This window comes from Paenibacillus sp. ATY16 (genome assembly GCF_003399985.2).
In the GTDB taxonomy this organism is placed as follows: domain Bacteria; phylum Bacillota; class Bacilli; order Paenibacillales; family Paenibacillaceae; genus Pristimantibacillus; species Pristimantibacillus glycanilyticus.
In genome coordinates this window covers 20,419-46,757 of the sequence record NZ_NMOK02000054.1, presented here as the reverse complement: position 1 = coordinate 46,757, position 26,339 = coordinate 20,419, and the positions used below count along the sequence as shown (strand labels likewise).

31 protein-coding genes and 1 other annotated feature are annotated in these 26,339 nt (G+C 48.5%); all 31 genes read right to left on the bottom strand.

Annotation, left to right across the window (positions count from 1 at the left end):
- Positions 1-9 precede the first annotated feature (9 nt).
- Positions 10-408, bottom strand: coding sequence for a 30S ribosomal protein S8 (gene rpsH / locus CFI03_RS29225; protein WP_015847210.1), 399 nt, complete (start codon positions 406-408; stop codon positions 10-12).
- Positions 409-439: 31 nt separating this feature from the next.
- On the bottom strand, positions 440-625 hold the full coding sequence (locus tag CFI03_RS29220; RefSeq protein ID WP_015847211.1) for a type Z 30S ribosomal protein S14: 186 nt from the start codon (positions 623-625) through the stop codon (positions 440-442).
- A gap of 26 nt (positions 626-651) precedes the next feature.
- Entirely contained in the window at positions 652-1,194 is a 543-nt protein-coding gene (rplE, locus tag CFI03_RS29215) for a 50S ribosomal protein L5 (protein ID WP_091190722.1), read from the bottom strand.
- Positions 1,195-1,225: 31 nt separating this feature from the next.
- Positions 1,226-1,579 carry a 50S ribosomal protein L24 gene (gene rplX / locus CFI03_RS29210; protein WP_015847213.1) on the bottom strand — a complete coding sequence of 118 codons (354 nt, stop codon included), beginning with the start codon at positions 1,577-1,579 and terminating at the stop codon, positions 1,226-1,228.
- Between the two features lie 69 nt (positions 1,580-1,648).
- Positions 1,649-2,017 (bottom strand): 50S ribosomal protein L14, encoded by a 369-nt coding sequence (gene rplN, locus CFI03_RS29205; protein ID WP_015847214.1) that lies wholly within the window; start codon positions 2,015-2,017, stop codon positions 1,649-1,651.
- A gap of 48 nt (positions 2,018-2,065) precedes the next feature.
- On the bottom strand, positions 2,066-2,329 hold the full coding sequence (gene rpsQ / locus CFI03_RS29200) for a 30S ribosomal protein S17 (RefSeq protein WP_015847215.1): 264 nt from the start codon (positions 2,327-2,329) through the stop codon (positions 2,066-2,068).
- Positions 2,330-2,380: 51 nt separating this feature from the next.
- Positions 2,381-2,581 carry a 50S ribosomal protein L29 gene (gene rpmC / locus CFI03_RS29195; RefSeq protein ID WP_091190718.1) on the bottom strand — a complete coding sequence of 67 codons (201 nt, stop codon included), beginning with the start codon at positions 2,579-2,581 and terminating at the stop codon, positions 2,381-2,383.
- A complete protein-coding gene (rplP, locus tag CFI03_RS29190) occupies positions 2,571-3,005 on the bottom strand; it encodes a 50S ribosomal protein L16 (RefSeq protein WP_015847217.1) in 435 nt (144 codons plus the stop codon). Before rplP ends, rpmC begins: the two co-directional genes overlap by 11 nt.
- A gap of 2 nt (positions 3,006-3,007) precedes the next feature.
- Positions 3,008-3,670 (bottom strand): 30S ribosomal protein S3, encoded by a 663-nt coding sequence (gene rpsC, locus CFI03_RS29185; protein WP_015847218.1) that lies wholly within the window; start codon positions 3,668-3,670, stop codon positions 3,008-3,010.
- 13 nt (positions 3,671-3,683) lie between these two features.
- Positions 3,684-4,019: a 50S ribosomal protein L22 gene (rplV, locus tag CFI03_RS29180; protein ID WP_015847219.1), complete on the bottom strand. Its 336-nt coding sequence runs from the start codon at positions 4,017-4,019 to the stop codon at positions 3,684-3,686.
- A gap of 42 nt (positions 4,020-4,061) precedes the next feature.
- On the bottom strand, positions 4,062-4,340 hold the full coding sequence (rpsS, locus tag CFI03_RS29175) for a 30S ribosomal protein S19 (protein WP_127497498.1): 279 nt from the start codon (positions 4,338-4,340) through the stop codon (positions 4,062-4,064).
- Positions 4,341-4,406: 66 nt separating this feature from the next.
- Positions 4,407-5,237 (bottom strand): 50S ribosomal protein L2, encoded by an 831-nt coding sequence (gene rplB, locus CFI03_RS29170; RefSeq protein ID WP_127497496.1) that lies wholly within the window; start codon positions 5,235-5,237, stop codon positions 4,407-4,409.
- A gap of 17 nt (positions 5,238-5,254) precedes the next feature.
- Complete coding sequence (rplW, locus tag CFI03_RS29165) at positions 5,255-5,548, bottom strand: 50S ribosomal protein L23 (RefSeq protein WP_248762605.1); 294 nt, start codon at positions 5,546-5,548, stop codon at positions 5,255-5,257.
- The gene (gene rplD, locus CFI03_RS29160) at positions 5,548-6,171 is read right to left on the bottom strand and encodes a 50S ribosomal protein L4 (protein WP_015847223.1); all 624 of its coding nucleotides are present in this window, start codon (positions 6,169-6,171) and stop codon (positions 5,548-5,550) included. Before rplD ends, rplW begins: the two co-directional genes overlap by 1 nt.
- Before the next feature lie 27 nt (positions 6,172-6,198).
- Complete coding sequence (rplC, locus tag CFI03_RS29155) at positions 6,199-6,822, bottom strand: 50S ribosomal protein L3 (protein WP_015847224.1); 624 nt, start codon at positions 6,820-6,822, stop codon at positions 6,199-6,201.
- 39 nt (positions 6,823-6,861) lie between these two features.
- Positions 6,862-7,170 (bottom strand): 30S ribosomal protein S10, encoded by a 309-nt coding sequence (gene rpsJ, locus CFI03_RS29150; RefSeq protein WP_005544556.1) that lies wholly within the window; start codon positions 7,168-7,170, stop codon positions 6,862-6,864.
- A 386-nt stretch (positions 7,171-7,556) separates the two neighbouring features.
- Positions 7,557-8,351: an ABC transporter ATP-binding protein gene (locus CFI03_RS29145; RefSeq protein ID WP_015847225.1), complete on the bottom strand. Its 795-nt coding sequence runs from the start codon at positions 8,349-8,351 to the stop codon at positions 7,557-7,559.
- Complete coding sequence (locus tag CFI03_RS29140; protein WP_127497490.1) at positions 8,351-9,265, bottom strand: ABC transporter permease; 915 nt, start codon at positions 9,263-9,265, stop codon at positions 8,351-8,353. The genes CFI03_RS29145 and CFI03_RS29140 overlap by 1 nt, the downstream gene beginning before the upstream one ends.
- Positions 9,266-9,335: 70 nt before the next feature.
- A complete protein-coding gene (locus tag CFI03_RS29135; protein WP_248762604.1) occupies positions 9,336-10,391 on the bottom strand; it encodes an ABC transporter substrate-binding protein in 1,056 nt (351 codons plus the stop codon).
- Between the two features lie 181 nt (positions 10,392-10,572).
- Positions 10,573-11,763: an elongation factor Tu gene (gene tuf / locus CFI03_RS29130; RefSeq protein ID WP_127497486.1), complete on the bottom strand. Its 1,191-nt coding sequence runs from the start codon at positions 11,761-11,763 to the stop codon at positions 10,573-10,575.
- A 115-nt stretch (positions 11,764-11,878) separates the two neighbouring features.
- Positions 11,879-13,954 carry an elongation factor G gene (gene fusA, locus CFI03_RS29125; protein ID WP_127497483.1) on the bottom strand — a complete coding sequence of 692 codons (2,076 nt, stop codon included), beginning with the start codon at positions 13,952-13,954 and terminating at the stop codon, positions 11,879-11,881.
- A 53-nt stretch (positions 13,955-14,007) separates the two neighbouring features.
- Positions 14,008-14,478 carry a 30S ribosomal protein S7 gene (rpsG, locus tag CFI03_RS29120; RefSeq protein WP_015847230.1) on the bottom strand — a complete coding sequence of 157 codons (471 nt, stop codon included), beginning with the start codon at positions 14,476-14,478 and terminating at the stop codon, positions 14,008-14,010.
- 64 nt (positions 14,479-14,542) lie between these two features.
- Positions 14,543-14,962, bottom strand: coding sequence for a 30S ribosomal protein S12 (rpsL, locus tag CFI03_RS29115; protein WP_015847231.1), 420 nt, complete (start codon positions 14,960-14,962; stop codon positions 14,543-14,545).
- Between the two features lie 156 nt (positions 14,963-15,118).
- A complete protein-coding gene (locus CFI03_RS29110) occupies positions 15,119-15,349 on the bottom strand; it encodes a ribosomal L7Ae/L30e/S12e/Gadd45 family protein (protein ID WP_127497481.1) in 231 nt (76 codons plus the stop codon).
- Between the two features lie 251 nt (positions 15,350-15,600).
- Positions 15,601-19,200, bottom strand: coding sequence for a DNA-directed RNA polymerase subunit beta' (rpoC, locus tag CFI03_RS29105; RefSeq protein WP_481857721.1), 3,600 nt, complete (start codon positions 19,198-19,200; stop codon positions 15,601-15,603).
- 122 nt (positions 19,201-19,322) lie between these two features.
- A complete protein-coding gene (gene rpoB / locus CFI03_RS29100) occupies positions 19,323-22,886 on the bottom strand; it encodes a DNA-directed RNA polymerase subunit beta (protein WP_127497477.1) in 3,564 nt (1,187 codons plus the stop codon).
- A gap of 293 nt (positions 22,887-23,179) precedes the next feature.
- A complete protein-coding gene (locus tag CFI03_RS29095; protein WP_127497475.1) occupies positions 23,180-23,785 on the bottom strand; it encodes a class I SAM-dependent methyltransferase in 606 nt (201 codons plus the stop codon).
- 102 nt (positions 23,786-23,887) lie between these two features.
- Positions 23,888-24,247: a 50S ribosomal protein L7/L12 gene (gene rplL, locus CFI03_RS29090; protein WP_127497473.1), complete on the bottom strand. Its 360-nt coding sequence runs from the start codon at positions 24,245-24,247 to the stop codon at positions 23,888-23,890.
- A gap of 91 nt (positions 24,248-24,338) precedes the next feature.
- Entirely contained in the window at positions 24,339-24,842 is a 504-nt protein-coding gene (rplJ, locus tag CFI03_RS29085) for a 50S ribosomal protein L10 (protein ID WP_015847237.1), read from the bottom strand.
- A 59-nt stretch (positions 24,843-24,901) separates the two neighbouring features.
- Positions 24,902-25,054: a sequence feature (ribosomal protein L10 leader region), on the bottom strand.
- A gap of 18 nt (positions 25,055-25,072) precedes the next feature.
- Positions 25,073-25,765, bottom strand: coding sequence for a 50S ribosomal protein L1 (gene rplA / locus CFI03_RS29080; RefSeq protein WP_127497471.1), 693 nt, complete (start codon positions 25,763-25,765; stop codon positions 25,073-25,075).
- Between the two features lie 140 nt (positions 25,766-25,905).
- Positions 25,906-26,331 (bottom strand): 50S ribosomal protein L11, encoded by a 426-nt coding sequence (rplK, locus tag CFI03_RS29075; RefSeq protein ID WP_127497469.1) that lies wholly within the window; start codon positions 26,329-26,331, stop codon positions 25,906-25,908.
- Between the last annotated feature and the right edge of the window lie 8 nt (positions 26,332-26,339).

The window sequence follows — 26,339 nt, the reverse complement described above, 5'->3', positions numbered from 1 at the left end:
ACTAGTTAATTACCAAACGTAGCAAACGACTTCGCCGCCTGCTTTGCCTTGGCGTGCTTCTTTATCGGTCATAACCCCTTTGGATGTGGAAATGATAGCAATTCCCAGACCACCCAAAACGCGTGGGATTTCAGTCGATTTAGTGTAAACGCGCAGACCTGGTTTAGAAATACGTTTCAGACCAGTGATAACGCGCTCTTGGTTAGGGCCGTATTTCAAGAAAATACGGATAATCCCTTGTTTGTTGTCTTCGATATATTCAGCATCGCGGATGAAGCCCTCGCGTTTCAGAATTTCTGCGATTTGCTTCTTAACTTTCGAAGCGGGCAATTCCACGGTTTCGTGACGAACAACATTCGCATTACGAATGCGTGTCAGCATATCTGCAATCGGATCAGACATAACCATTTGTGTTAACCTCCTTCCCGAACTAGGCTGATTACCAGCTTGCTTTTTTAACGCCAGGAATCTGGCCTTTGTATGCTAATTCGCGGAAACAAATCCGGCAAATTTTAAACTTTTGCAAAACAGAGTGCGGACGGCCGCAACGTTCACAGCGCGTATAGGCACGCACTTGAAATTTCGGTGTACGTTGTTGCTTCACTTTCATCGAAGTTTTTGCCACTTGGTATTACACCTCCTAGAAGTGGATTACTTCGCGAACGGCATGCCCATTTGGGTAAGCAGTTCACGAGATTCTTCGTCCGTTTTAGCCGTCGTGACGATGACGATGTCCATACCACGAACTTTATCAACTTTATCATACTCGATCTCTGGGAAGATGAGTTGCTCTTTCAAGCCAAGCGTATAGTTACCGCGACCGTCGAATGCTTTCGTCGATACACCGCGGAAGTCACGTACGCGTGGAAGCGAGATGTTGAACAGCTTGTCAAGGAAGTAGTACATGCGCTCGCCGCGCAGTGTTACTTTAACCCCGATTGGCATGTTCTCGCGAAGTTTAAAGCCCGCGATGGACTTCTTCGCACGAGTTACAACCGGCTTTTGACCGGAGATTTGACGAAGCTCGTCGACAGCGACATCAAGCACTTTGGAGTTAGCAACCGCTTCGCCAACACCCATGTTGATGACAACCTTCTCGATCTTCGGCACTTGCATTACAGTCGTATAGTTAAACTTCTGCATCAATGCAGGCGTAATTTCGTTAAGAAATTTATCTTTCAATCTTGCTGCCATTATTTATGGACCTCCTTTCCTACAGTAACGATTAGTCGATCACTTCGCCGGAACGTTTTGCGTACCGGACTTTTTTGCCGTTGTCCAGCACTTTGTATCCGATACGAGTAACTTTACCGCTCTTCGGATCAATGTGCATCACGTTGGAAACGTGAACTGGAGCTTCTTGCTCGATAATTCCGCCTTGTGGGTTCACTTGGGACGGACGAGTGTGCTTTTTAACAAAGTTCACGCCTTCTACGAGCACGCGGTTTTCACGCGGATACGCAGCGATTACACGGCCTTTTTTGCCTTTGTCCTTACCGGAAATGACGATAACCGTGTCGTCTTTTTTAACGTGAAGCTTGTTGTTGTGCGATTCAAGAATCTTTTTCAGTCTTGGCATTGATTACACCTCCTGCTCACTAAGCTTTCAGGCTATATCGCGATCCCTGTTATGCACAGGGCATTGGTCTTAGATAACCTCTGGTGCAAGCGATACGATTTTCATGAAATCTTTATCGCGAAGCTCACGGGCAACAGGTCCAAAAATACGAGTACCGCGCGGGCTCTTATCTTCTTTAACGATTACAGCTGCGTTCTCATCGAATGCGATGTAAGAACCGTCTTTACGACGAACTGCACGCTTCGTACGAACGATAACAGCTTTAACAACGTCACCTTTTTTGACAACGCCGCCTGGTGTTGCTTGTTTTACAGAGCACACGATCAGGTCACCGATAGCGCCTACGCGACGGCCAGTACCGCCAAGAACACGAATACACATCAGTTCTTTAGCTCCGGAGTTGTCAGCAACACGCAAACGAGTAAATGGTTGAATCATCTCAACGTCCTCCTTCCGGGAAAATGCTCATTCACTGATTATAACATCTTAAAGGACAACTGCCACTTCAACAACTTCTACCAATCTGAAGCGTTTGTCTTTCGAAAGTGGACGAGTCTCCATGATTTTCACGATATCGCCAATCTTCGCTTGATTGTTCTCATCATGCGCTTTGAACTTTTTCGTGTATTTGATGCGTTTATGGTACAAATCGTGTTTTTTGTATGTTTCAACAGCAACAACGATTGTTTTGTCCATTTTATCGCTAACGACTTTACCGATTTGAACTTTGCGGGCATTACGTTCGCTCATGTTCTTCCTCCTTCCTTAAACCGTGGTAACCCTAAGTCAAGGACAGCTATATTAGCTGCTGATACCGAGTTGTCTTTCATGCAAAATGGTTTTAGCGCGAGCGATATTCTTACGCACGTCACGAATACGTGTCGGGCTTTCCAGTTGGCCAGTAGCCAGTTGGAAACGAAGGTTGAAAAGCTCTTCTTTAAAACCAGCGATTTTTTGTTCAATCTCAGCAGAGGTTAGGTTGCGAAATTCACTAGCTTTCATTTGCTTCACCACCTACTTCTTCGCGTTTCACGAACTTCGTTTTGATCGGCAGTTTGTGGGACGCGAGGCGCATCGCTTCACGAGCGACTTCTTCGGAAACACCAGCGAGTTCGAACATGATCTTGCCTGGTTTCACGACTGCAACCCATTTTTCAACGTTACCTTTACCGCTACCCATCCGAACTTCGAGAGGCTTTTGAGTGATCGGTTTATGTGGGAAAATTTTAATCCACACTTTACCGCCACGTTTGATATAACGAGTCATTGCGATACGAGCCGCTTCGATTTGACGGTTCGTGATCCAAGTTGGTTCAAGAGCTTGCAAGCCGTATTCGCCGAAAGCTACTTCAGTGCCGCCTTTAGCGCGACCTCTCATATTTCCGCGTTGTTGCTTACGGTGTTTGACACGTTTAGGTACCAACATGATTAGTTGCCTCCTTCCTGGGGAGCTTTCTTCTTAGCTGGAAGGACTTCGCCGCGATAGATCCATACTTTTACGCCGATACGGCCGTAAGTAGTATGTGCTTCAGCTGTGCCGTAGTCGATGTCTGCGCGCAGTGTATGAAGCGGTACTGTACCTTCGCTGTAGCCTTCCGAACGAGCAATTTCAGCACCGCCGAGACGACCGCTGACAGCAGTCTTAATCCCTTTAGCGCCTGCACGCATCGAACGTTGGATCGCTTGTTTCAAAGCACGACGGAAAGAAACACGACGCTCCAGTTGTTGCGCGATGCTTTCAGCTACAAGAATAGCGTCCAGATCTGCTTGTTTGATTTCGGAAATGTTAATGTGAACTTTTTTGCCTTTAGTGATTTTGCCAAGCTCCGTACGAAGGCTTTCTACTTCAGAACCGCCTTTGCCGATAACCATGCCTGGCTTAGCAGTGTTAATCGTTACGTTAACGCGGTTAGCCGCGCGCTCGATCTCGATGTGGGATACTGCTGCATCCTTCAGTTTGTTCTTCAGGTATTCACGAATTTTCACGTCTTCCAACAGAAGATCGCCGAAGTCTTTGCCAGCGTACCATTTGGATTCCCAATCACGGATAATCCCGATACGAAGACCGACCGGATTTACCTTTTGACCCACACGTTATCCCTCCTTATTTTTCAGATACAACCAATGTGATGTGGCTGGTTCTTTTGTTGATCCGGCTTGCGCGTCCCATTGCACGAGGGCGGAAACGTTTCATTGTCGGACCTTGGTTCACGAATGCTTGCGTGATAACCAGTTTGTTCACGTCCAATTGGTAGTTATGCTCAGCGTTAGCAATAGCAGAGTTCAGCAACTTCTCCAGGATTGGGGAAGCAGATTTCGGTGTATGACGCAAAATTGCGATCGCTTCACCTACTTGCTTGCCACGGATCAAGTCCGCAACCAGCTGTGCTTTACGAGGAGCAATGCGTACGAAATTAGCGTGCGCTTTAGCTTCTGGCATGGATGAACCTCCTCTCATACATTAAAAAATAATTCAGGCAGATTATCTCTTACCTGTTTTCTTGTCATCGTCATGGCCTTTGTAGGTACGAGTCGGTGCAAACTCACCGAACTTGTGTCCAACCATATCTTCCGTTACATAAACCGGTACATGCTTGCGGCCATCATAGACTGCAATGGTGTGACCGATGAATTGTGGGAAAATTGTCGAGCGACGGGACCAAGTCTTGATAACGACTTTCTTGTTCGTTTCGTTCAATTCCTCGACCTTTTTGAGCAGGTGGCCGTCAATAAACGGACCTTTTTTCAAACTGCGACCCATTTGGAGTCCTCCCTTCGCGGAAACGTAGCGCAACCATCAGTCACGCTGCTTGCAAACAAGCGATTATTACTTCGTACGACGACGAATAATATATTGGCTCGATGCTTTTTTCTTCTTGCGTGTTTTGTAACCAAGAGTCGGTTTGCCCCAAGGAGACATAGGGGATTTACGACCGATTGGAGCACGGCCTTCACCACCACCGTGTGGGTGATCGTTCGGGTTCATTACTACGCCGCGAACTTCAGGACGTTTGCCCATCCAACGGGAACGGCCGGCTTTACCGATTTTCACGAGTTCGTGATCTTCGTTGCCAACGGAACCGATTGTTGCACGGCAAGTGCTCAGGATACGACGAACTTCGCCGGAGGACAGACGGATCGATACATAGTCGCCTTCTTTACCAAGAAGTTGAGCTTCTGTACCAGCCGCGCGAACCAATTGTCCGCCTTTGCCTGGTTTCAGTTCGATGTTGTGGATAACTGTACCCACTGGAATGTTGATAAGTGGCAAAGCGTTACCGATTTTGATGTCAGCATCAGGACCGGAAACAACTTGATCGCCGACTTTCAGACCTTTAGGTGCGATGATGTATGCTTTCTCACCATCAACGTAGTTGATCAGAGCAATGTTGGAAGTACGGTTCGGATCGTATTCGATCGAAGCAACTTTACCTACAACACCATCTTTTGTACGTTTAAAGTCGATGATACGGTATTTACGTTTATGTCCGCCGCCATGGTGACGAACTGTAATTTTACCTTGGTTATTACGACCAGCTTTTTTGAAAAGCGGAGCAAGCAAGGATTTCTCCGGTGTGCTTGTTGTGATCTCTTCAAAAGTCGAAACGGACATGTTACGACGAGCCGGGGACGTCGGTTTATACTTTTTGATTGGCACTGTGTTTCCCTCCTTTTCTATACAGACGTTTCAAAGAATTCAAGCTCTTTGCTGTCAGCGCTCAGCTGAACGAATGCTTTTTTCCAATCAGGACGGTAGCCGTTGTACTTGCCGTAACGCTTCGGCTTACCTGCAACACGCATTGTATTAACGCTCGTTACTTTTACTTTAAAGATTTGCTCGATAGCATCTTTAATTTCGGTTTTGTTCGCACGAAGGTCAACTTCGAACACGTAGCGTTTAACCGCCATGAAGTCGCTAGTGCGCTCCGTAATAACAGGGCGTTTGATAATATCGCGAGGATTTTTCATTATGCAAACACCTCCTGTACTTTCTCTACCGCTTCTTTCGTGATGATGAGCTTGTCATGCACCAATACGTCCAGAACATTAATGCCGTCAGCAGCGACGAATTTCACGCCTGGGATATTGCGAGCGGACAATGCTACATTGTCATCATAAGCCGGCAAAACAACAAGTGCTTTGCGATCAGCTTTCAGGTTGTTCAAGATTGCTGCGAATTCCTTCGTTTTAGGAGCCGCGAATGTCAATTGATCAAGAACGACGATCTCGTTAGCGATCACTTTCGAAGACAATGCGGATTTAATCGCCAGACGGCGAACCTTCTTAGGAAGTTTAAAGCCATAAGAGCGCGGAGTCGGTCCAAATACTGTACCGCCGCCAACCCATTGTGGCGAACGAATGCTACCTTGACGAGCACGGCCAGTACCTTTTTGTTTCCAAGGCTTACGACCGCCGCCGCGTACTTCGGAGCGTCCTTTTGTTTTGTGCGTACCTGCACGCTCAGCAGCTTGCTGAAGCAATACAGCGCTATGCAGTACATGAGAGTTAGGCTCGATACCGAATACGCTGTCCGCCAATTCGATTTCACCAACTTCAGAGCCACTCACGTTAAATACTGTAACTTTAGGCATTTCTTGTTCCTCCTTTCTTGTAAGCAATTAGTTCTTAACTGTTTGTTTTACTTTAACGAAACCGTTTTTAGGACCTGGAATGGAGCCTTTAACAAGGATCACATTACGCTCAGCGTCTACACGGATAATTTCGAGTTTTTGGATCGTAACTGTCTCATGACCCATGTGACCAGGAAGGTGTTTGCCTTTTGGTACGCGGTTCGCTTGAATCGAACCCATGGAACCAGGACCACGATGGTAACGGGAACCGTGAGCCATTGGGCCCGTGCTTTGTCCCCAACGTTTGATAACGCCGGCAAAGCCTTTACCTTTCGAAATACCTGTTACGTCAACAAACTCGCCCTCTGCGAACAAATCAGCCTTAACTTCTTGGCCAACTTCATATTCGCCCAAGTTGATACCGCGAATTTCACGAACGTAGCGCTTAGGAGCTGTGTTAGCTTTCTTTGCGTGGCCGATTTCCGGCTTGATCGCTCTAGCTTCTTTCTTATCGGAGAAACCGAATTGTACGGCTTCATAACCATCGTTCTCTTGATCTTTCTTCTGGAGAACTACACAAGGACCAGCTTCGATAACCGTTACAGGAACGACATTACCTTCAGCGGTAAACACTTGCGTCATACCAAGTTTTTTCCCTAAGATACCTTTCATGTTGACACCTCTTTTCCTTTCAATGATCAGCTATGCTTATTACAGTTTGATTTCGATATCTACACCGGATGGTAAATCCAGGCGCATCAACGCATCAACCGTTTGCGGCGTTGGGTTAACAATATCGATCAAGCGTTTATGTGTACGCATTTCGAATTGCTCCCGGGAATCCTTGTACTTGTGCACCGCACGGAGAATAGTGATGATTTGCTTTTCCGTAGGAAGCGGAATCGGCCCGGATACGCCTGCACCGGAACGTTTTGCTGTTTCCACGATTTTCTCAGCGGATTGATCAAGAATTCTGTGATCGTATGCTTTCAAGCGAATACGAATCTTTTGCTTTGCCATATAAGTCCCTCCTTCTATCGCCCAATTTCTTATCGGACATACTCCGTGAGAAAACCCGGCACATGCCCCATGGCAAAGGGGCCGGGTGTGTCGGCAACCTCTCACATCATCGCAACGTCACAGACCAACAGTCAATATTATACCGAAACAGCTGGGCAAATGCAAGGGAAAAGTTATGTCTTTTCCTATCTTTACTCAGCTTGGCGCAACAACGATTTATGTTCGACTTTCCCGCGTCCGCCGCCTGGACGAACCGTGTTTTCCACTTCGCCTATAATACACGATTATGTACAAACTCTCAAATCCATTTTTGACCTGAAAATATCTTCTATATAATAGAAGAAACGCAACAGCGAATTTCGCTATTGCGTTTCCTATTAGTGCGATTAGCCAAGAACGACACGGTCGTCGGCCATCTTTTTGCCGCTGATCTGTTCGAATTCGCCTAGCAGGCGTTCTACGGTCAGATCTTTCTTCCGGTCTTCATTGACTTCAAGAATGATTCTGCCTTTATCCATCATGATGAGCCGATTGCCGAGACGAATCGCCTGTTCCATGTTGTGAGTAACCATCAAGGTTGTCAGGTTCATTTCGCGCACAAGCGTCTCGGTCAGCGTTGTGATAAGCTCCGCGCGAGCCGGGTCAAGAGCTGCCGTATGCTCATCGAGCAGAAGAATCTGCGGTTTCGTAAAAGTAGCCATCAGAAGGCTCAGCGCCTGGCGTTCGCCGCCGGACAGAAGGCCAACCTTGGCACTTAAGCGATTCTCGAGTCCAATACCCAGACGGGAAAGCTGTTCCCGGAAAATAGCGCGGCGACCACGGTTGATACTAAGCGAGAAACCACGCTGCTTTCCGCGCGTATAGGCCATGGCCAGATTCTCTTCAATAGACATCCGCGGGGCAGTGCCTGCCATCGGATCCTGGAATACGCGGCCAATCCATTTGCTTCTGCGGAACTCCGGCAGATTGCTAATATTTTTGCCCTCGATCCGTACCTCGCCGGTATCCGGCTTCATGACTCCGGAGATGATGTTCATCAACGTCGACTTGCCGGCGCCGTTACTACCGATAACCGTAATAAAGTCTCCGGGCTTCATCGCCAGGTTCGTATTCACAAGGGCCGTCTTTTCATCTAATGTCCCCGGGTTAAAAAGCTTTGATACTTTGGATATTTCCAGCATCAGCGTCCGCCCCCTTTTTGTTCAACGCTATTCAAAAGAGCCGCTGTGCGTTTTTGGGCCATTCTCTTCTGTTTCCACGATTTCTGCAAAGACGGGAAGACAAGCGCGATAATAACGATAACGGCCGTAATCAATTTAAGATCGGATGCCTCGAAGAAATCGCTTTGATATGCAAGACCGATAATAATGCGATAGACGATTGAGCCCAGCACAACGGCGAGTGTCGCACGGAATACGGTTTTCGCGCCAAACAGCGCTTCGCCGATAATAACCGATGCGAGGCCGATAACGATCATACCGACACCCATCGTAATATCCGCAAATCCGCTTTGTTGAGCGACAAAAGAACCCGACAAAGCAACAAGACCGTTCGATAATGCAATACCCATAATCTTAGTTGTATCCGTATTAGTGCCAAAGCTGCGGATCATACGCTCGTTGTCACCCGTTGCGCGAAGACTCAAACCAAGATCCGTCTTGAAGAACAAATCGAGCAGAAGCTTAATAATAACGACGACAATCGGCATAAGCACAAGAACCTTAACTCCCGAGAACACAGTCGAGATGTCCGACCCCATAAGTCCGATGTTCGGCTTGCCCATAATCCGCATATTAACGGAATAGAGAGCGATCATCATTAAAATACCTGATAACAATCCATTGATTTTGCCTTTCGTGTGCAGCAAGCCCGTAATTGCACCTGCGGCAGCTCCGGCGCCAAATGCCGCAAGGCATGCGAGCCATGGCGAAGTGCCGTTCGTAATCAGAACTGCTGCTACCCCTGCTCCGGTTGTGAAGCTTGCGTCAACCGTGAGATCGGGAAAATCAAGGATGCGAAATGTAATATAGACGCCTAGAGCCATTAAGGAATAAAGCAAACCTAGCTCAAAAGCACCATTTAACCATACTGGCACCGGGGCACCTCCTCCACATAATAAGAGAACGGGATGAACGCGAAGGAGCGTTTACCCCGTTCTCAATTTGTTATTGAATGATGTTGTTATCCGGATCTTTTACTCCGGCTTTCATTGCATCAGTAACGGTAATGCCTTCATCAGCGGCTGCCTTCAGGTTAAGAATCAGGTCGAGCTTGTCCGGTTTCGTTACTTTCATCTCGCCCGGATTTTTACCCTTCAGAATCTCAGCGGCCATTTGGCCTACTTGGTAGCCATGGTCATAGTATTTGAAGCCTACAGTAGCAAAAGCGCCTTTCTCAACCGTATCACGGTCACTGGAGAAGAACGGAATATGGTTTTGTTTTGCCAATTGCAGAAGCGCGTCTACACCGGATACAACAACGTTATCAAGCGTGATGTACATAGCGTCTACTTTACCGATAAGCGACTCACCGGCTTGTTTTACTTCGGAAGTGTTTGTAACCGGTGCTTCGATCAGTTCGATGTTGTGCTTAGCAAGTGCTTCTTTAGCAGTAGCAGCCATAACAACCGCATTGCTCTCGCCTTTGTTAATGACCAATCCAACCTTCTTCACGTTAGGGAAGTTAGCCGCAATGAAATCCATCAGTTGTACGGCTGCATCCGGATTCGTATCGGAAGCGCCTGTTACGTTGCCTCCCGGAGCATCCAGATCCGATACAAGATCAGCGGACAGCGGATCCGTTACGGCTGCGAACAATACCGGGCCTTTGTTGCCGGCATTCGAATACGCTTGTACAAGCGCCTGCGCCGAAGGAGTTGCGATACCAAGAGCCAGATCGGCCTTAGCGCCTGCAATCTTTTGCGCAATCGACAAGTTATTCGTTTGATCGCCTTGTGCTGTATTAAAATCTATCGTTAAGTTTTCCCCTTCGACAAAACCTGCATCCTTCAAAGCTGCAAGAAAACCTTCTTTTGTTGCGTCAAGCGATGGATGCTCAACGATCTGAGAGATTGAGATCTTGTACGATTTCTTTGCGTCCGAGTCACCTGCGTTTGCAGCGTTGCCGGAGCTGCTGTTCTCGTTGTTTTTACCACTGTTCCCACATGCTGCTGTAACGAGCAAAAGTACTAAAGCAAGCGGTACCAACCATTTCTTTTTCATTTCTAGTTTGCCCCTCCCAGTTGGATATTTGTCTGAATACTTCGAATAGCGTCGATAGACGCTTATCCATTAATTCTAATGGCATGTAAAGTTATACGTCAATGGTGGGTTTTATCTGGAAATTAAAAAACCCTCTGCCGGAGGCAGAGGGCTTCATAAGAGCGGCTAATGCCGCACCTTATTATTTTTGGATAGTTGCAACAGCGCCAGCGCCTACAGTACGGCCGCCTTCACGGATGGAGAAACGAGTGCCTTCTTCAACCGCGATTGGAGCGATCAGTTCTACAGTAACTGTAATGTTGTCGCCAGGCATAACCATTTCAGTACCTTCTGGCAGGTTGATGATACCTGTTACGTCAGTTGTACGGAAATAGAATTGTGGACGGTAACCAGTGAAGAAAGGCTTATGACGGCCACCCTCTTCTTTAGTCAGAACGTAGATTTGAGCTGTGAAGTTAGTGTGTGGTTTAACCGAAGCCGGTTTAGCCAGTACTTGACCACGCTCGATGTCTTTACGGTCTACACCACGAAGCAGTGCGCCGATGTTGTCGCCCGCTTGAGCGGAATCCATCAGTTTACGGAACATTTCTACGCCCGTAACAACGGATTTGCGAGTTTCTTCAGCCAGACCAACGATTTCAACCTCGTCGCCGACTTTAACCACACCACGGTCGATACGGCCAGTAGCAACTGTACCGCGGCCAGTGATTGTGAATACGTCCTCGACAGGCATCAGGAAAGGCTTAGCTGTGTCGCGCTCAGGAGTTGGGATGTAAGTGTCAACTTGTTCGAACAGTTCAACGATTTTGTCAGCCCAAGGACCATCTGGGTTTTGCAGAGCTTCACGAGCTGCACCACGGATGATTGGAGTGTCGTCGCCTGGGAACTCATACTCGTTAAGAAGGTCGCGAACTTCCATCTCAACCAGTTCAAGAAGCTCTTCGTCTTCAACCATGTCGCATTTGTTCAGGAATACAACGATGTAAGGTACGCCTACTTGGCGGGACAGAAGGATGTGCTCGCGAGTTTGCGGCATAGGGCCGTCAGCTGCGGATACAACCAGGATAGCGCCGTCCATTTGAGCAGCACCAGTGATCATGTTTTTAACGTAGTCGGCGTGACCTGGGCAGTCAACGTGAGCATAGTGACGGTTAGGAGTCTCATACTCAACGTGAGCTGTCGAGATCGTGATACCGCGCTCGCGCTCTTCTGGAGCTTTGTCGATTTGGTCGAAAGCGATTGCCGCGCCACCGTATTTTTTGGAAAGTACAGTAGTGATAGCAGCTGTCAAAGTAGTTTTACCATGGTCGACGTGACCGATAGTACCGATATTTACGTGCGGTTTATTACGTTCAAATTTAGCCTTTGCCATTGAACTTAATCCTCCTTAATATAACTGAAGTTTTATGTGTGGGCCAAACACAAACGCCCTAAGGTATTTGTGCCCGACCTTGCATACCAATGGTATGAATTTAAGGGCTTAATAATTAAGCGCCTTTGTTTTTAGCGATGATCTCTTCGGAGATCGAACGTGGTACTTCTTCATAGTGCGAGAGCTCCATGGAGAATACGCCACGGCCTTGCGTACCGGAACGAAGAGTTGTGGAGTAACCGAACATCTCTGCAAGAGGTACCTTAGCACGGATGATTTGTGCGCCTGCACGAGTATCCATACCTTCGATACGACCGCGACGGGAGTTCAGCATACCCATAACGTCGCCCATGTACTCTTCTGGTACTGTAACTTCAACCTTCATGATTGGCTCAAGAAGAACTGGGTTACATTTTTCCTTAGCAGCTTTAAGCGCCATGGAACCAGCGATTTTGAACGCCATCTCCGAGGAGTCAACGTCATGGTACGAACCGTCGAATACAGTTGCTTTAACATCAACGAGCGGGAAGCCAGCGAGAACGCCGTTCTTCATCGACTCTTCGATACCTGCTTGGATAGGAGCGATAAATTCACGAGGAATCGATCCACCAACAACTTTATTCTCGAATACGAAGCCTTGACCTGGCTCTTGCGGAGTGAATTCAACCCAACAATGGCCATATTGACCTTTACCGCCGGACTGACGAACGAATTTACCTTCAACCTTAGCCGCGGTACGGAATGTTTCGCGGTAAGCTACTTGAGGTTTACCAACGTTAGTCTCAACTTTGAATTCGCGAAGCATACGGTCAACCAGGATTTCAAGGTGAAGCTCACCCATACCCGAGATGATCGTTTGGTTCGTTTCTTCGTCTGTATGAGCACGGAACGTTGGATCTTCTTCAGCCAGTTTGGAGATTGCGATACCAAGCTTGTCTTGGTCAGCTTTCGTTTTTGGTTCGATAGCTACCGAGATAACCGGCTCAGGGAAGTTCATCGATTCAAGGATGATCGGGTTCTTCTCGTCGCACAGCGTGTCGCCTGTGATGGTATCTTTCAGACCTACTGCGGCAGCGATATCGCCGGAGTAAACTTCCGAAATCTCTTGACGGCTGTTCGCATGCATCTGCAGGATACGACCGATCCGCTCACGTTTGTTCTTAGTTGCGTTAAGAACGTACGAACCGGATTTCAGGATACCCGAGTATACACGGAAGAATGTCAATTTACCAACGTAAGGGTCAGTCATGATTTTGAACGCGAGTGCCGCGAACGGCTCTTCGTCAGAAGAATGACGTACCGACTCTTCGCCGTCTTCGAGTGTACCTTTGATAGCCGGTACGTCGAGCGGGGATGGCAGGTAGTCAACTACTGCGTCCAACATCATTTGAACACCTTTGTTACGGTACGAGGAACCTGCGATAACCGGGAAGATTTTAACTTCACAAACGCCCTTGCGGAGCGCTGCTTTAATCTCTGGAATCGTAATTTCTTCGCCTTCCAGATATTTCATAGTCAATTCTTCATCCAGCTCAGCTACCTTTTCGATCAGCTCCGTGCGAAGCTCTTCTACTTGGTCAGCCAACTCAGCAGGAATCTCAACTTGCTCAGGATCTCTACCGAGATCGTCTTTATACTTGTAAGCTACGCGCTCGATAATGTCGACAACGCCGAGGAAATCACTCTCAGCGCCAATCGGCAATTGGATCGCAACAGCATTCGCTTGCAGACGCTCGCGCATGTCTTTAACAACATTCAGGAAGTCTGCACCGATGATGTCCATCTTGTTGATGTAGGCGATCCGTGGAACGCCATAACGGTCAGCTTGACGCCATACCGTTTCAGACTGTGGCTCAACGCCTTCTTTGGCACTGAATACGCCAACGGCCCCATCCAATACGCGCAGGGAACGTTCAACTTCTACTGTGAAGTCAACGTGCCCCGGGGTGTCGATAATATTGATGCGGTTGCCTTTCCATTGAGCAGTAGTCGCGGCAGACGTAATTGTAATACCGCGCTCTTGCTCTTGCTCCATCCAGTCCATCGTTGCAGCGCCTTCATGCACTTCACCGATTTTATGAGTACGGCCTGTATAGAACAAGATACGCTCAGTGGTAGTTGTTTTACCAGCATCGATATGCGCCATGATCCCGATGTTACGCGTATTATTCAAGGAGAACTCTCTAGACATGAATTTGTCTCCTCTCGTGTTTTGAGTTAAACTCAAACATTTTGGTTAGAATCCTACCAACGGTAGTGAGCAAACGCTTTGTTCGCTTCTGCCATTTTGTGTGTATCTTCGCGCTTCTTCACGGATGCACCAGTGTTGTTCGATGCGTCCATGATTTCAGCTGCCAGACGTTCTTCCATCGTTTTTTCACCGCGGTTACGCGAATAGTTCACGAGCCAACGGAGACCAAGCGATGTACGACGCTCTGGTTTAACTTCAATCGGTACTTGGTAGTTAGAACCGCCGACACGGCGAGCTTTAACCTCGAGTACAGGCATGATGTTTTTCAACGCTTCTTCGAACACTTCCATTGGATCTTTACCCGTGCGTTCTTGGATCAGCGTGAAAGCATCATACAACAGCGTTTGAGCAACGCCGCGTTTACCGTCGATCATGATGCGGTTGATAAGGCGGGTTACCAGTTTGCTATTGTAAACCGGATCCGGCAATACGTCGCGTTTTGTAACAGGACCTTTGCGTGGCATGAGAAAGTCCCCCTTTCTTAGTTAGTCGCAATATCCGAATATTTATCCGAACAAATTGCTAATATTATTTTTTAACTTTAGGACGTTTTGTACCGTATTTCGAACGGGATTGGTTACGGTTGTTTACACCCGCAGTATCCAATGCGCCGCGAACGATATGGTAACGTACACCTGGAAGGTCTTTTACCCGTCCACCACGGATCAATACAACGCTGTGCTCTTGCAGGTTATGACCGATACCAGGGATGTACGCTGTTACTTCTACGCGGTTAGTCAAACGTACACGCGCGTATTTACGAAGTGCGGAGTTTGGTTTTTTCGGAGTCATAGTACCTACACGAGTGCACACACCGCGTTTTTGCGGAGCGCTGATGTTCGTTGCTTCACGTTTCAAGGCGTTGAAACCTCTTTGCAAAGCAGGCGATTTCGATTTTACGACTTTAGCTTGGCGGCCTTTGCGGACCAGCTGGTTAATTGTTGGCATGTTGCCACCCCCTTCCCATGATTATGTCTTATTAATGGCAAGACATTTTACCCAATTAATTAAGCCCACAGATCCAGGCGGTTCATAAAAGAACAAATAAAAATTTCTGTCAGTCCATCATCTTTCAATTCTGCACTAACAAAAATGGAGTCTACTTTATTCTTCATCAAGTATGAGCGCTGCCATAGCGGCTCCGACATCAATCCCGCAGGTTTCCCCGAGTTCTTGCATCGTATCTATCCACTTGACCGGAACACTCAACCGCTCGCACAGATGAACAACCTTCTCTCTCATCCGCGGATCTGCATCACGAGCCACATAGACTTCGATAGCTTTACTCTGTTCGAGCATCTTAGTCGTCTGTTTCGCGCCAACCTTAAACTGCATGATATCACCTTTCCTTTTGCGGTAGAGCGATCACACAATTAGGCACACTTCGATATATTAACACCTACATCTAGAAGTGTCAAGCTGTATTACACCCTGTCCAATTGCAAAGTTTTGGTTATCTCATTTACACGGTTAAAGGTAAGGCCCCTCAACTATTATACATGTAAAAGAGCGGGCATCAACAGGGAAGACCAACCATCCCTGCCGAATGCCGCGCTCTCCTCATCTATTACAACAATATGCGAGTCCTATTCGATCGTTACAGCTTCGGATTCCAATTCGCCTTCTGCAGTTGCTTCCGGCTCATCTTCTAGGCCTACCAGCTTGATGCTGCGGTAACGGTTCATACCTGTACCAGCCGGGATCAGCTTACCGATAATAACGTTCTCTTTCAGACCAAGCAATTGGTCGACTTTACCTTTGATAGCAGCGTCGGTCAGGACGCGGGTCGTTTCTTGGAACGATGCCGCGGACAAGAACGAATCTGTCTCAAGGGACGCCTTCGTAATACCAAGCAATACCGGCTTCGCAACGGCAGGCTCAAGACCTGCAAAGATTGCTTCGCGGTTAGCTGCTTCGTATTCGTGGATGTCAACAAATGCGCCTGGAAGAAGCGTAGTGTCGCCTGCGTCAACGATACGGATTTTGCGAAGCATTTGCTTAACCATAACCTCAACGTGCTTGTCGTTGATTTCTACGCCTTGGTTACGGTATACGCGCTGTACTTCTTGCAAAATGTAGTTTTGAACGCCACGGATACCTTTAATACGCAGCATATCTTTAGGGTCGATCGAACCGTCTGTAAGCTCGTCGCCTGCTTCGATTTGCTGGCCTTCGGTTACGCGGATACGCGAGCCATACGTAATTGCATAGACTTTCGTTTCTGCTTCGCCTTGGACTTCGATTTCGCGGCGGTCTTTCGCCTCGCGAATTTCTTTCACGACACCATCGAGCTCTGTAATGATCGCTTGACCTTTCGGATTACGCGCCTCGAAAAGCTCTTGGATACGCGGCAAACCTTGCGTAATATCGTCGCCGGCAACGCCGCCGGTATGGAATGTACGCATCGTCAGCTGTGTTCCCGGTTCACCGATGGATTGCGCCGCGATAATGCCTACCGCTTCGCCAATCTCAACGTGCTTGCCAGTCGCCAAGTTACGGCCATAGCATACTTTACATACGCCATGACGTGCACGACAGCTAAGAACGGAACGGATTTGAAGTTTCTCGATACCTGCGTCGATAATCGCATCGGCTTTGCCGGAGTCGATCAGCTCGCTCTTCTTAACAATAACCTCACCCGTTTTTGGATGACGGATTGTTTCGAACGAGTAACGGCCTTCGATACGGTCGTACAGATCCTCGATAACCTCTTTGCCGTCTTGAATCTTGCTAACGGTAAAGCCTTTATCCGTACCGCAATCGTCTTCGCGGACGATTACGTCCTGCGCAACGTCTACGAGACGACGGGTCAAGTAACCCGAGTCCGCTGTACGAAGCGCCGTATCGGCCAGACCTTTACGGGCACCGTGCGTCGAGATGAAGTACTCGAGGACGGTAAGGCCTTCACGGAAGTTCGATTTGATTGGCAACTCGATGATCCGGCCGGATGGGTTGGCCATCAGACCACGCATACCGCCGAGCTGTGCGATCTGCGATTTGTTACCCCGTGCTTTGGAGTCCACCATGAGCATGATGGAATTGTAACGGTCCATCGATTTCATGAGGATATCGGTAATTTGGTCTTTCGATTTGCTCCAAATTTCGATAACACGGTCATAACGTTCTTCATTCGTAATCAGACCGCGACGGTACTGATTCATAACGACTGCTACTTTAGCATCCGATTCTTTCAGAATCTCGACTTTCTCCTCCGGAACGACAACGTCCGCTACCGCAACAGTAATACCTGCGCGCGTGGAGTACGTAAAGCCAAGCTGCTTGATCCGGTCAAGAATAATCGATGTCAAAGTTGTATGGTAGATACGGAAGCATTCGCCGATGATGTTGCCGAGATACTCTTTGCCGACGCCGCCGGCAATTGGCAACTCATTCATGATTTTGTTCAAGTCGCTGCCTTTTTCATAAACGAAATACTTATCCGGCGTACCTTGCAGCAAGTTCGCTTTGGTAGCTTCGTTGATGTAAGGGAAATCTTCCGGGAAGATTTCGTTGAAAATAACTTTACCGACAGTTGTACTAATCAGCGAGTTCTGCTGCTGCTCCGTAAAGATCGTTTTCTTCAACACTCTCGCAGGCACGAATACGCGCGCATGAAGCGATACAATACCACGTTGGTACGCGGAGATGGCTTCATTAACGGTAGCGAACACCGATCCGGAGCCTTTTGCTTCTTTGTTATCCATCGTCAAGTAGTACGATCCGAGAACCATATCCTGCGATGGCGTAACAACAGGCTTGCCGTCTTTCGGGTTCAAAATGTTACCCGATGCGAGCATCAGAAGACGTGCTTCAGCTTGCGCTTCTGCCGACAGCGGTACGTGAACGGCCATTTGGTCACCGTCGAAGTCCGCGTTATAAGCGGTACATACGAGCGGATGAAGCTTGATGGCGCGGCCTTCAACCAGAATCGGTTCGAACGCCTGGATACCGAGACGGTGAAGCGTAGGGGCACGGTTAAGAAGAACCGGATGCTCCTTGATAACTTCTTCAAGAACGTCCCAGACTTCCGGGCTTACGCGTTCAACTTTGCGTTTTGCGCTCTTTATATTGTGTGCCAGACCTTTGTTTACAAGTTCTTTCATTACGAAAGGCTTGAACAGCTCCAGCGCCATCTCTTTAGGAAGACCGCATTGGAACATTTTCAGGTTTGGACCTACGACGATAACGGAACGACCAGAGTAGTCAACCCGTTTACCGAGCAAGTTCTGACGGAAACGGCCTTGTTTACCTTTCAGCATGTGGCTGAGGGATTTCAAAGGACGGTTGCCCGGGCCTGTAACCGGACGGCCGCGGCGGCCGTTATCGATCAGAGCGTCAACGGCTTCTTGCAGCATGCGCTTCTCGTTCTGAACGATAATGTCCGGAGCGCCCAGGTCAAGCAGGCGTTTCAGACGGTTGTTACGGTTAATAACGCGGCGGTACAGGTCGTTCAGGTCAGACGTTGCAAAACGTCCGCCGTCCAGCTGTACCATCGGACGAAGCTCTGGCGGAATAACCGGAAGCACATCGAGAATCATCCATTCCGGCTCATTGCCGGAGTTGCGGAAGGCTTCGATGACTTCAAGACGCTTAATCGCACGATTGCGGCGTTGGCCTTGAGCCGTACGCAATTCTTCTTTAAGTGTCTCCAGTTCTTTCTCAACATCGATGTCTTGCAGCAATTTCTTAACTGCTTCGGCACCCATGCTCGCTTGGAAGCCATAACCGTATTTTTCACGGTAGCTGCGGTATTCTTTCTCCGACAGCAGTTGTTTTTTCTCAAGCGGCGTATCACCTGGATCGGTTACTACATAGGATGCAAAATAAATGATCTCCTCGAGGGAACGAGGCGACATGTCAAGCGCAAGGCCCATACGGCTTGGAATGCCCTTAAAGTACCAGATATGCGATACTGGAGCAGCAAGCTCGATATGGCCCATACGCTCGCGGCGTACTTTCGCGCGTGTAACTTCAACGCCACAGCGGTCGCAGACAACGCCTTTATAACGAACGCGTTTGTATTTACCGCAATGACATTCCCAGTCTTTTGTAGGCCCGAAGATCTTTTCGCAGAAAAGACCCTCTTTCTCCGGTTTTAACGTCCTATAGTTGATCGTCTCCGGTTTTTTGACTTCTCCGCGGGACCAAGAGCGAATTTTATCAGGCGATGCAAGCCCGATTTTCATATACTCGAAGTTGTTCACGTCCAACAAGGAGCAACCCTCCTTCGTCATGTATGGCTATGTCGTACAAATTGGCGGCTGCACGCCCTTCGATTAAGAAGGACGAGCAGCCTTTTATTCAAAGCTTATTCAGCGCCGGCTTCGGCGCCTTCTAAGTTGAGGTTAAGCTTATCGCTTGTTCCGTCATCTTCGTCATCGATTTCTTTCATTTCGATCTCTTCTTCATTCTCGGTGAGGATCTTAACGTCCATACCAAGGGACTGAAGCTCTTTGATCAATACCTTGAACGATTCTGGAACGCCTGGCTCCGGAACGTTCTCGCCTTTCACGATCGATTCGTAAGTCTTCACGCGGCCGACCACGTCGTCGGATTTGACCGTAAGAATCTCTTGAAGCGTGTAGGCTGCGCCGTAGGCCTCGAGTGCCCAAACCTCCATCTCACCGAAGCGCTGGCCGCCGAATTGAGCTTTACCGCCCAGTGGCTGCTGCGTAACGAGAGAGTAAGGACCCGTCGAGCGGGCATGGATTTTATCGTCGACCATGTGCGCCAGTTTGATCATGTACATGACGCCAACCGTAACTTCGCGTTCAAACGACTCGCCTGTACGTCCATCGTACAGTATCGTTTTACCGTTACGCTGCATGCCGGCTTCTTCCATCGTATCGAATACGTCATACTCGCGCGCGCCGTCGAATACCGGCGTTGCGGCATGAAGACCAAGACGCTTACAAGCCATACCCAGATGGACTTCGAGCACCTGACCGATGTTCATCCGCGATGGTACGCCCAGTGGGTTCAACACGACTTCAACTGGTGTGCCGTCTGGCAAGAACGGCATATCTTCCTCCGGCATAATGCGAGCGATAACCCCTTTATTACCGTGGCGTCCTGCCATTTTGTCGCCTTCGGAGATTTTACGTTTTTGAGCAATATATACACGAACCAGCTGATTCACGCCTGGTGGCAGCTCATCGCCGTTCTCGCGGGTAAATACTTTAACGTCTACGACGATACCGTCGGTACCATGCGGTACGCGAAGCGACGTATCGCGCACTTCACGAGCTTTCTCGCCAAAGATCGCGTGAAGAAGGCGCTCTTCCGCCGTCAGCTCCGTAACGCCTTTAGGAGTTACTTTACCAACGAGGATATCGCCGGCGCCGATCTCGGCACCAACGCGGATAATGCCGCGTTCGTCGAGGTTTTTCAGCGCTTCTTCGCCGACATTCGGAATGTCGCGCGTAATTTCTTCCGGCCCAAGCTTCGTATCGCGTGCCTCGGATTCGTATTCTTCAATGTGAATGGACGTGTAAACATCCTCTTTCACAAGCTTCTCGCTAAGAAGAATCGCATCCTCGTAGTTGTAACCTTCCCAAGTCATGAACGCAACGACAACGTTGCGGCCCAGCGCCAATTCGCCTTGCTCCGTGGAAGGACCGTCGGCGAGAATATCGCCTTTCTTGATCACTTCGCCTTTGCGCACAAGCGGACGTTGGTTAATACATGTTCCTTGGTTGGAACGCATAAACTTATGCAGTTTATGTTTCACGAGATCGCCAACCACTTGCTTGCCGTCCAGCATCTCTGTGCGGCGCAGCCAAATTTCGTTTGCCGAAACTCGTTCAATAACACCGTCATACTTGGATACAATACATACACCGGAGTCTTTAGCCGATTTGTGCTCCATACCCGTACCAACAAGTGGTGCTTTAGGAATAAGGAGTGGCACGGCCTGCCGCTGCATGTTGGATCCCATGAGCGCACGGTTGGAGTCGTCATTTTCCAAGAATGGAATGAGCGCTGTCGCAACCGACACAACCTGCTTAGGCGATACGTCCATGTAGTCAACGCGTTCGCTTGGCATGGTCAAGATGTTATCTGCTTGCTTATTGTAACGTACGATGACACTGTCATCGACAAATTTGCCTTCTTCGGTCAACTTCGCGTTCGCTTGCGCGACAACGTAGTTATCTTCTTCGTCAGCCGTCAAATACGAGATTTGCTCGGTAACGATGCCTGTCTTCGGATCTACCCAACGGTAAGGGGCTTCAATGAAGCCGTACTCGTTAATGCGGGCAAACGTCGACAAGGAGTTGATCAGACCGATGTTCGGACCCTCCGGCGTTTCGATTGGACACATACGCCCGTAGTGGGAGTGATGGACGTCCCGTACTTCGAAGCCTGCGCGCTCACGCGTCAAACCGCCCGGACCGAGAGCAGACAAACGACGTTTGTGCGTCAATTCTGCCAGCGGGTTCGTTTGGTCCATGAACTGCGACAGCTGCGAGGAACCGAAGAACTCTTTAATCGATGCGATTACAGGGCGAATGTTAATCAAGGCTTGCGGCGTAATTGCGTTAGCATCTTGAATCGACATTCTTTCGCGAACAACGCGTTCCATACGGGATAGACCGATACGGAATTGGTTCTGAAGCAATTCGCCTACGGAACGCAGACGACGGTTACCGAGATGGTCGATATCGTCCGTATTGCCTACTCCGTGAAGGAGGTTGATGAAATAGTTGATGGACGAAATGATGTCCGCCGGCGTAATATGCTTAACGGATTTATCAATGACGCCATTAGAGATGACTTTGATAACCTTCGCGTCATCAAGCGGCGAATACACGCTGATCGCTTGAAGCGGAATGCTATCCGCATCCAGCACACCATTAGCAACATGGTATGTTTTGAAGCCGACGTTTTTCTCCAGCTTGTCGAGGATCTCATCCAGCAGACGACGGTCAATCATTTGACCTGCTTCCGCAATGATCTCGCCCGTACCCGGATCAACCAGCGTCTCAGCAAGACGTTGATTAAACAGACGGTTCTTAATGTGAAGCTTTTTGTTTATTTTGTAACGGCCGACGTTAGCCAGGTCGTAACGTTTTGGATCAAAGAAACGAGCAACCAGCAAGCTCTTCGCATTGTCCAAAGTAGGCGGTTCGCCTGGACGAAGGCGTTCATAGATTTCAATCAGCGCTTTCTCCGTCGAATCTGTGTTGTCTTTATCCAGCGTGTTGCGAATATACTCGTCATGGCCGAGCAATTCTAAGATCTCAGCGTCGGTTCCGAAGCCAAGAGCGCGCAAAAGCACCGTCACCGGTATTTTCCGGGTCCGGTCAATACGAACGTAAATGATGTCCTTAGCATCCGTCTCAAGCTCGAGCCAAGCTCCGCGATTCGGAATTACCGTTGCCGTGTATGTTTTCTTCCCGTTCTTATCAACCTTCGTGCTGAAGTACACACTTGGGGATCGAACCAACTGGCTGACAATTACACGTTCCGCCCCGTTAATAATGAACGTACCGGTCTCTGTCATCAGCGGGAAGTCGCCCATGAACACTTCTTGTTCCTTCACTTCGCCGGTTTCTTTGTTGAAGAGCCGTACCTTAACGCGCAGTGGAGCAGCGTACGTCACATCGCGTTCCTTTGATTCATCGACCGAATATTTCGGTTCGCCCAAGCTATAGTCGATAAACTCAAGCGATAGATTGCCCGTAAAGTCCTGAATCGGCGAAATATCCTGGAACAACTCAAGCAAGTCGTTATCCAAGAATTTTTCGTACGATTTTTGTTGGATTTCAATCAGGTTCGGGACTTCCAGCACCTCGTTGATCCGGGCGTAACTTCTCCGCGTGCGCCGACCATACTGAACAAGTTGTCCTGCCAACTTAACCTCACCCCTCATGTCTGTCTCACAGCATCGATATCTACTGCGTCACTACTTTAAATAAAGAAAAGCCCTTATCGAATAGTTCGAAAAAAGAGCGTGTTCCGGCAGCCAACCAAACGCAGCGCGGCGCGATGGTTCCATATCAAGTAATTTTGCCCAAAATGTAAACATTATACGTCAAATGTGCAATAAATATGCATTCCGCGCCAAAATTCGCACTTGACATTTTAGTTAGCTAAAGAGATTGAGCCCAATTTAATGCTGACATTTTATAATACTACCATATCTGAAAAGTCAAGTCAAGAAAATCAAGTCATAGATTTTGTTGCTAAAAATATCCGGTAGCCTTTGTCCTTCGTGACCTCTTCCACATCGCCAAACAACGCTTCCAGCTTGGCCTCCGCAGATGGCGCGCCTTGCTTCTTCTGAATGACCACCCACATCTTGCCGCCGGGATTTAATAGATTGTACCCTTCTTCAAAAATACGATGGACAACCTGTTTCCCCGCCCTGATCGGAGGGTTGGTCAAAATCACGTCATAACGATTATCCTTCACCGATTCATAGATATCGCTTTGGATAACCGTAACATTTGAAATGCCATTTAGCTTTGCGTTCTCTTTAGACAGCTCAACCGCGCGTTCATTAATGTCGATCATGGTTACATGCCCCTCCGGCGCCAGCTTCGCCGCTGTTAATCCGATGGGCCCGTAACCGCACCCGACATCAAGCACTCTAGCAGTTGGCGAAAGAACGAGCGCATCCAGCAGCACGCGGCTGCCATAATCGACTCCGGATTTCGAGAATACGCCAGCATCCGTCACAAACCGCAGAGCGAATCCCCGAAGCTTTGTTTCATGTACTTGTCTATCATGCTTCACTCCCGGCGTTTGGGAGTAATAGTGGTCCGACATTCTTTTTGGCCTCCTGCCACTTGAGCTGCAAGTCTTGAACATGCAACGAACCCCTTGAAACGTGACGTTTCAAGGGGCCCGTTATTATAGCTTGAAGCGAAATTACTTCACTTCTACAGCAGCGCCAGCTTCTTCAAGCTTAGCTTTAACTGCTTCTGCTTCTTCTTTGCCAACTTTTTCTTTGATTGGTTTAGGAGCGCCGTCAACCAGGTCTTTAGCTTCTTTCAGGCCCAGACCAGTGATTTCGCGAACCACTTTGATTACGTTGATTTTGGAAGCGCCAGCGTTGTTAAGGATAACGTCGAATTCAGTTTGCTCAGCAACTTCTGCTGCGCCGCCTGCTACTACTGCTACTGGTGCAGCAGCTGTAACGCCGAATTCTTCTTCGATTGCTTTAACGAGATCGTTCAGTTCAAGAACAGTCATAACTTTGATTGCTTCCAAGATTTGCTCTTTAGACATGGTTATACCTCCGAAAGTGGTTGATTTTTTTTGGTTTTATGCCGCCTTCCGGGGAAGGTCGGCGGTTCGTTCGTACAAACGACGGTTTAACTTAAGCTTGTGCTTCTTTTTGCTCGCCGACTGCTTTAACCGCAAGCGCGAAGTTGCGCATTGGAGCTTGCAGGACGCTGAGGAGCATGGAGAGCAAGCCTTCGCGGGACGGAAGTTCCGCCAGTGCTTTAATCTCTTGCGCACCTACTACTTTACCTTCAACAACGCCGCCTTTAAGTTTCAGAGCGTCGTTCTTTTTAGCGAAATCGTTCAAGATTTTCGCTGGTGCCACAGCATCGTTCACGCTGAAAGCAATGGCTGTAGGACCAACCAGAATGCTGTTCAGATCGGACAATTCCGCAGCTTCAGTCGCACGGCGAACGAGCGAGTTTTTCAGAACTTGGAATTCAACACCTGCTTCGCGCAGTTGCTTACGAAGTTCAGTTACTTGCGCAACGTTCAATCCGCGGTAGTCAGCAACAACAGTGCTGGAGCTCTCACGAAGCTTCGCTGTGATTTCTTCAACCGCTTGTTGTTTCTCTTGGATGATTTTAACGTTAGCCAAACTGTACACCTCCTGTAATAGTTGTACATCCCGTTTATAAGACAAGCTTCCTCTGCCTAGGGTGCATGAGAAAGGCCTCCACAGCGACTGCGAAGGCCATGATATATCGCTGCCGTGAAGTTAATCACGCGCAAGCTGTATTTATCATAACACCTCGGTAGGAAATTAAGCCTTGCGGCACCTACTGTCTACGGTATGCGTATTCGAATTTAATTCCGTTCTCGTTGAACTTAGCGGTAAGCCGCTACGTTGACGCGAGCACCAGGGCCCATTGTCGAAGAAACGGAGATGTTTTTCAGGTAAACCCCTTTAGCTGCTGCCGGTTTAGCACGGTTCAGAGCGTCGATCAGAGACTTAAGGTTTTCGTTAAGTTTCTCTGCGTCGAAGGAAACCTTGCCGATTGGAGCATGGATTTGACCTGCTTTATCAAGACGGTATTCGATTTTACCAGCTTTGATTTCTTGAACAGCTTTAGTAACGTCGAATGTTACCGTACCCGCTTTAGGGTTAGGCATAAGGCCTTTACCGCCGAGGATACGACCCAGTTTACCAACTTCAGCCATCATGTCCGGCGTTGCTACGCAGACGTCGAATTCGAACCAGCCTTGTTGGATTTTGTTGATCATGTCGGAATCGCCAACGAAATCAGCGCCAGCAGCTTCTGCTTCTTTTGCTTTATCGCCTTTCGCGAATACCAGAACACGTTTTGTTTTACCAGTACCATGCGGAAGTACAACAACGCCACGAACCGCTTGGTCTTGTTTACGAGGGTCAACGCCCAGACGCACAGCTACTTCAACGGACTCGTCGAATTTTGCTGTAGCGGCTTTCTTCACAAGCTCGATTGCTTCCAAAGACTCGTAAGTAGCTTCGCTGTCAATCAGCTTAGCAGCTTCTACATACTTTTTGCCGTGTTTAGCCATTTGAGTTTTCCTCCTTTGTGGTTGTAGCGGAAAATTCCCCTTATGGGACTCCTCCCACTTAAACGAAGCAGTACACTTCGCCGGGCAAAGCCTGTTCGGCCGCCCACGTGTTAACCGACCGCAAGCGGCCAGTCACACAATTAGTCAACGATAGTAACACCCATGCTGCGTGCAGTACCTTCAATCATAAGCATCGCTGCCTCGACGGAAGCTGCATTCAGGTCAGGCATTTTTTGCTCAGCGATTTCACGAACTTTCGCACGTTTCACTGTAGCAACTTTCTTTTTGTTTGGTTCACCGGAACCTTTTTCGATACCCGCTGCAACGCGGAGCAATACTGCTGCCGGTGGAGTTTTAGTTTCGAAAGTGAAGGAACGGTCTTCAAACACTGTGATAACAACCGGGATAATCAATCCCGCTTGATCTGCAGTACGAGCATTGAATTCTTTACAGAACGCCATAATGTTAACGCCTGCTTGACCAAGTGCCGGACCAATCGGCGGAGCCGGATTAGCTTTACCTGCAGGAACTTGCAGTTTGACCATTTTGATAACCTTTTTTGCCATGACTTACA